The 5,926-nt window shown below is 43.6% G+C and carries 1 protein-coding gene, 2 tRNA genes and 3 rRNA genes; all 6 read right to left on the bottom strand.

Annotation, left to right across the window (positions count from 1 at the left end; genetic code table 11):
• Positions 1-11: 11 nt before the first annotated feature.
• Positions 12-128, bottom strand: a 5S ribosomal RNA gene (rrf, locus tag ELQ16_RS09645).
• 255 nt (positions 129-383) lie between these two features.
• Positions 384-3,292: ribosomal RNA gene (locus tag ELQ16_RS09640) — 23S ribosomal RNA — on the bottom strand.
• A 368-nt stretch (positions 3,293-3,660) separates the two neighbouring features.
• A tRNA-Ile gene (locus ELQ16_RS09635) sits at positions 3,661-3,737 on the bottom strand.
• A gap of 5 nt (positions 3,738-3,742) precedes the next feature.
• Positions 3,743-3,818, bottom strand: a tRNA-Ala gene (locus tag ELQ16_RS09630).
• 100 nt (positions 3,819-3,918) lie between these two features.
• Positions 3,919-5,431: ribosomal RNA gene (locus tag ELQ16_RS09625) — 16S ribosomal RNA — on the bottom strand.
• Together the 16S, 23S and 5S rRNA genes with 2 tRNA genes alongside form the textbook arrangement of a ribosomal RNA operon.
• Before the next feature lie 305 nt (positions 5,432-5,736).
• Positions 5,737-5,926, bottom strand: a 190-nt coding sequence (locus ELQ16_RS10220) for a hypothetical protein (RefSeq protein WP_208335099.1), incomplete at its 5' end; no start/stop codon positions are given.

Here is a 5,926-nt window from a genome sequence, read left to right as displayed (position 1 = left end):
AAGAATTAACAAGTCCGCAATGAGCTACTTTCCCCCTGCCAGTAAGGCGTAGTATCATCACCCACGATGTGCTTAGCTTCTTGGTTCGGGATGGAGCAAGGCGTTTCCACATCTGTATAATCACGGACATTGTTATTTAAATATTCTATTTAGTATAGCATAATAAAAACTAGATTGAAATCATTTTTATTCTAGTTTTCATCTTATTCTTATATTTAGATATTTTATTAAGCTAATCACTTTATTGTTTTAGAATACTTAAAAAACAATGTTAAGAGCAAGTTCTAATATAAACCCTACTTGCAAGATTTCCATATCACTTTGAATGATTATTTATATTCAAAGCTTTACTAAAAACCTTAACAAGGAAGTGATGCTTTATTAAAGATAAGCCAAACGCTCTATTAGTACTGGTCAGCTAAAGGACTTTCATCCATTACACACCCAGCCTATCAAACTAGTAGTCTTCTAGAGAGCTTAGAGAAGATTCATCTTAGAGTTGGCTTCACGCTTAGATGCTTTCAGCGTTTATCCTTTCCAAACTTAGCTACGCTGCGATGCTCTTGGCAGAACAACAGCTACACCAGTGGTTTGTTCAACCCGGTCCTCTCGTACTAGGGTCAAATCTCTTCAATCTTCTTACGCCCACGGCAGATAGGGACCGAACTGTCTCACGACGTTCTGAACCCAGCTCGCGTACCGCTTTAAATGGCGAACAGCCATACCCTTGGGACCTGCTCCAGCCCCAGGATGCGATGAGCCGACATCGAGGTGCCAAACCTCCCCGTCGATGTGAGCTCTTGGGGGAGATCAGCCTGTTATCCCCGGGGTACCTTTTATCCTTTGAGCGATGGCCCTTCCACACAGAACCACCGGATCACTAAGACCGACTTTCGTCTCTGCTTGACTTGTATGTCTTGCAGTTAAGCTGGCTTATACCTTTATACTCTACGAACGATTTCCAACCGTTCTGAGCCAACCTTTGTAAGCCTCCGTTATTATTTGGGAGGCGACCGCCCCAGTCAAACTACCCACCAGACATTGTCCCACTTGAGGATAACTCAAGCTGGTTAGCTACCCAAATAAGAAAGAGTGGTATCTCAACAATGGCTCATATACAACTGGCGTCATATACTCAAAGCCTCCCACCTATCCTGCACATTCTTATCCAGATAGCAGTGTCAAGCTGTAGTAAAGGTCCACGGGGTCTTTCCGTCTTGCCGCGGGTAGGAGGAATTTTCACCTCCACTACAATTTCACTGGATCCCTCTTTGAGACAGCTCCCATCTCGTTACGCCATTCATGCAGGTCGGTATTTAACCGACAAGGAATTTCGCTACCTTAGGACCGTTATAGTTACGGCCGCCGTTTACTCGGGCTTCGATCAAGAGCTTCGCTAATGCTAACCCCATCAATTAACCTTCGAGCACCGGGCAGGCGTCACACCCTATACATCCTCTTACGAGTTAGCAGAGTGCTGTGTTTTTGGTAAACAGTCGGGAGGGACTCTTTGTTGTAAGTTTCTTCGCTTTCGGAGTAAATCCTAATACGAAGCGAACCACACCTTATACCGAAGATACGGTGCTATTTTGCAGAGTTCCTTAAAGAGAGTTCTTCCACGCGCCTTAGAATACTCATCCCACCCACCTGTGTCGGTTTACGGTACGGGCAACATTAGCTAAACTTAGAAACTTTTCTTGGCTCGACGGCATCAGCATTACTCTTATCCATCCGAAGACTTCAAAAAGCCTATAGGTTCTCGGTGTATTCTTACACGGATTTTCCTGTATAAGCACCTACAACTTTCGACTAGCACTTCCATCCGCTAGCAACGCTTAGCCCTAAGCGTCCTTCCATCGCACACTAATGTTGGTATTGGAATATTAACCAATTTGCCATCGTCTACCCCTTTCGGACTCGACTTAGGACCCGACTAACCCTACGATGACGAGCATCGCGTAGGAAACCTTGGGTTTACGGCGTTAATGATTCTCACATTAATTATCGCTACTCATGCCTGCATGCTCACTTCTATTCGCTCCAGCACTCCTTACCGGTATACCTTCGACGCAAATAGAACGCTCTCCTACCGCTTGACAAAGTCAAGCCTACAGCTTCGGTACTTACTTTAGCCCCGTTATATTTTCCGCGCAAAATCACTAGACCAGTGAGCTATTACGCTTTCTTTAAAGGATGGCTGCTTCTAAGCCAACCTCCTGGTTGTTTAAGTAACTTCACATCGTTTTCCACTTAAGTAAGATTTAGGGACCTTAGCTGGTAGTCTGGGTTGTTTCCCTCTTGACGACGGATTTTATCACTCGCCGCCTGACTGCTGTGATTACATATAAGGTATTCGGAGTTTGATAGGGTTTGGTACATTGGTGTATGCCCTAGCCCATTCAGTGCTCTACCCCCTTATATTACGACACAACGCTATACCTAAATATATTTCGGAGAGAACCAGCTATCACGAAGTTTGATTGGCCTTTCACCCCTATCCACAAGTCATCCCGGGGCTTTTCAACGCCTATGGGTTCAGTCCTCCACTAGTTCTTACACTAGCTTCAACTTGCTCATGGATAGATCACTTCGTTTCGGGTCTGCAGCATCTGACTAAGCGCCCTATTCAGACTCGCTTTCGCTACGGCTTCGCGTGTGCTTAACCTCGCCAGACACCACAACTCGCAGGCTCATTATGCAAAAGGCAGTCCATCACCCTGTATTGCTACATAGGGCTCTGAATGATTGTAAGCAAATGGTTTCAGGTTCTATTTCACTCTGATCACCTCAGTTCTTTTCACCTTTCCCTCACGGTACTTGTGCACTATCGATCTGGTATTAGTATTTAGGGTTGGATCGTGGTCGACCCAGCTTCAGACAGGATTTCTCGTGTCCCGCCCTACTCAGGATACTGCTAGCTAAGGTTTGTTTTTCGCATACGGGACTATCACCCTCTATGGCTATACTTTCCAGAATGTTCTGCTAAACTCACCTCTTGCACATTGCAGTCCTACAACCCCCAGTGCAAGCACTGGGTTTGCCCTCTTGCGCTTTCGCTCGCCGCTACTGACGCAATCTCTATTGATTTCTTTTCCTGAGGGTACTAAGATGTTTCAATTCCCCTCGTTCGCTCCTATATAGGTAATGTATATCTCTATACATTGGGTTGCCCCATTCGGAAATCTACGGATCAAAGCTTCTTGACAGCTCCCCGTAGCTTATCGCAGTCTAGTACGTCCTTCATCGCCTTTACCAGTCAAGGCATCCACCATTCGCTCTTAGTAGCTTACCTTTTTTACCTTTTTATTGATTCTAAAACGCATCACTTCCTTGTTAAAGTTTTTATGATAAGACTTTGCTATCTTAAGACGGAAAGCATTCAAACACTTATAAATACTAATATAATTAATATCTAAATAAGCTGTGAGTTTGAAACTTGTCTCTAGTTTTATTACTAAAGAAAAGATAGTTGAGTTTCATCCTTTAACAAGTCCTGTAAAATTGTTTTTATTAAAACTTGCTTGTGACTCTTAACAATAATAATTATAAAGAACTTTTAGGCTTAAAACCTAAAGGAAGTATATAAAATAAATCATATACTTACTTTAGATTTTAAAGTTTTACTTCAAATCTTATTCATTCTTCTAAGATTGATTACTATGGTGGGCCTAACAAGACTTGAACTTGTGACCTCACCCTTATCAGGGGTGCACTCTAACCAGCTGAGCTATAGGCCCTTTTATGGTGGAGAATAGCGGGATCGAACCGCTGACCTCCTGCGTGCAAAGCAGGCGCTCTCCCAGCTGAGCTAATTCCCCATAAACAATTAGCTTTTTCATCAATCTTTGAAATCTAAACAAGAATCAATTGAGTCTATATTGAAGTAATAGTTGTGAGACTTATTACTTTGTACTCTAGAAAGGAGGTGATCCAACCGCAGGTTCTCCTACGGTTACCTTGTTACGACTTCACCCCAGTCGCTGATTCCACTGTGGACGGTAACTAGTTTAGTATTCCGGCTTCGAGTGAAATCAACTCCCATGGTGTGACGGGCGGTGAGTACAAGACCCGGGAACGTATTCACCGTAGCATGGCTGATCTACGATTACTAGCGATTCCGGCTTCATGCTCTCGAGTTGCAGAGAACAATCCGAACTGGGACATATTTTATAGATTTGCTCCACCTCGCGGTATTGCGTCTCATTGTATATGCCATTGTAGCACGTGTGTCGCCCTGGGCATAAGGGCCATGATGACTTGACGTCGTCCACACCTTCCTCCTCCTTACGAAGGCAGTCTATTTAGAGTGCTCGGCCGAACCGTTAGCAACTAAATACGTGGGTTGCGCTCGTTGCGGGACTTAACCCAACATCTCACGACACGAGCTGACGACAGCCGTGCAGCACCTGTCTCTAAGTTCTAGCAAGCTAGCACCCTCATATCTCTATAAGGTTCTTAGGATATCAAGCCCAGGTAAGGTTCTTCGCGTATCTTCGAATTAAACCACATGCTCCACCGCTTGTGCGGGTCCCCGTCTATTCCTTTGAGTTTTAATCTTGCGACCGTACTCCCCAGGCGGTACACTTAATGCGTTAGCTGCATTACTGAGATGACTAGCACCCCAACAACTAGTGTACATCGTTTAGGGCGTGGACTACCAGGGTATCTAATCCTGTTTGCTCCCCACGCTTTCGCGCCTTAGCGTCAGTTGAGTTCCAGCAGATCGCCTTCGCAATGGGTATTCTTGGTGATATCTACGGATTTTACCCCTACACCACCAATTCCATCTGCCTCTCCCTCACTCTAGACTATCAGTTTCCCAAGCAGTTTAATGGTTAAGCCATTAGATTTCACAAGAGACTTGATAATCCGCCTACGCGCCCTTTACGCCCAGTGATTCCGAGTAACGCTTGCACCCTCCGTATTACCGCGGCTGCTGGCACGGAGTTAGCCGGTGCTTATTCCTTAGGTACCGTCAGAATTCTTCCCTAAGAAAAGGAGTTTACGCTCCGAAAAGTGTCATCCTCCACGCGGCGTTGCTGCGTCAGGCTTTCGCCCATTGCGCAATATTCCCTACTGCTGCCTCCCGTAGGAGTCTGGACCGTGTCTCAGTTCCAGTGTGACTGATCATCCTCTCAGACCAGTTAAGCGTCATAGCCTTGGTGAGCCATTACCTCACCAACTAGCTGATACTATATAGTCTCATCCTACACCGAAAAACTTTCCCTACTCAACTTGTGTTAAGCAGGAGTATAGAGTATTAGCAGTCGTTTCCAACTGTTGTCCTCTTGTGTAGGGCAGATTAACTATACCTTACTCACCCGTGCGCCACTAATCCACTTCTAGCAAGCTAAAAGCTTCATCGTTCGACTTGCATGTATTAGGCACGCCGCCAGCGTTCACTCTGAGCCAGGATCAAACTCTCCATAATAACTACTCGAACGAATAAAATCCGTTCTGCGTGCGGGAGTAAACTCCCTGCACCCACCTAAAGAATTGCAATATTCCTTGCTTCGCAAGTCATTATTGCCTCTAGTAAGGTGTATAGTCAATTAAGATAGTTTAATCTTTTTCTTCAAAGAAAAAGTTTTATAATTGATTAAGATTTAAAATAAATCTTTCTGGCTCAATCGATCACTTATTTAGATTTCAAAGATTGACTATAAGATTTGAAACAACAATATTAATTTTAAAGAACAATACAAAAACTCAACATAAATAAAAGTAAAAAGGCTTTTAATTACTTTGTTTAGGTCCTTTTTTAGAAAAGGAAATGAAAGTATAGCTAGTTTTGCTTAAATTATTATTAAAATATATAAAAATAAAATAAGAATTTGGAAGGGTTTTAAATAAAGAAATGATTAAAGAAATAATCAAAGAAATGATTTGAATTTTTGGTTGGGACTGAAAGATGGAAATTGAAATG

Source organism: Campylobacter sp. US33a (genome assembly GCF_004378855.1).
Classification (GTDB): Bacteria; Campylobacterota; Campylobacteria; order Campylobacterales; family Campylobacteraceae; genus Campylobacter_D.
The sequence above is the reverse complement of the archived record's forward strand: the minus strand, read 5'-3'. Positions and strand labels throughout refer to the sequence as shown.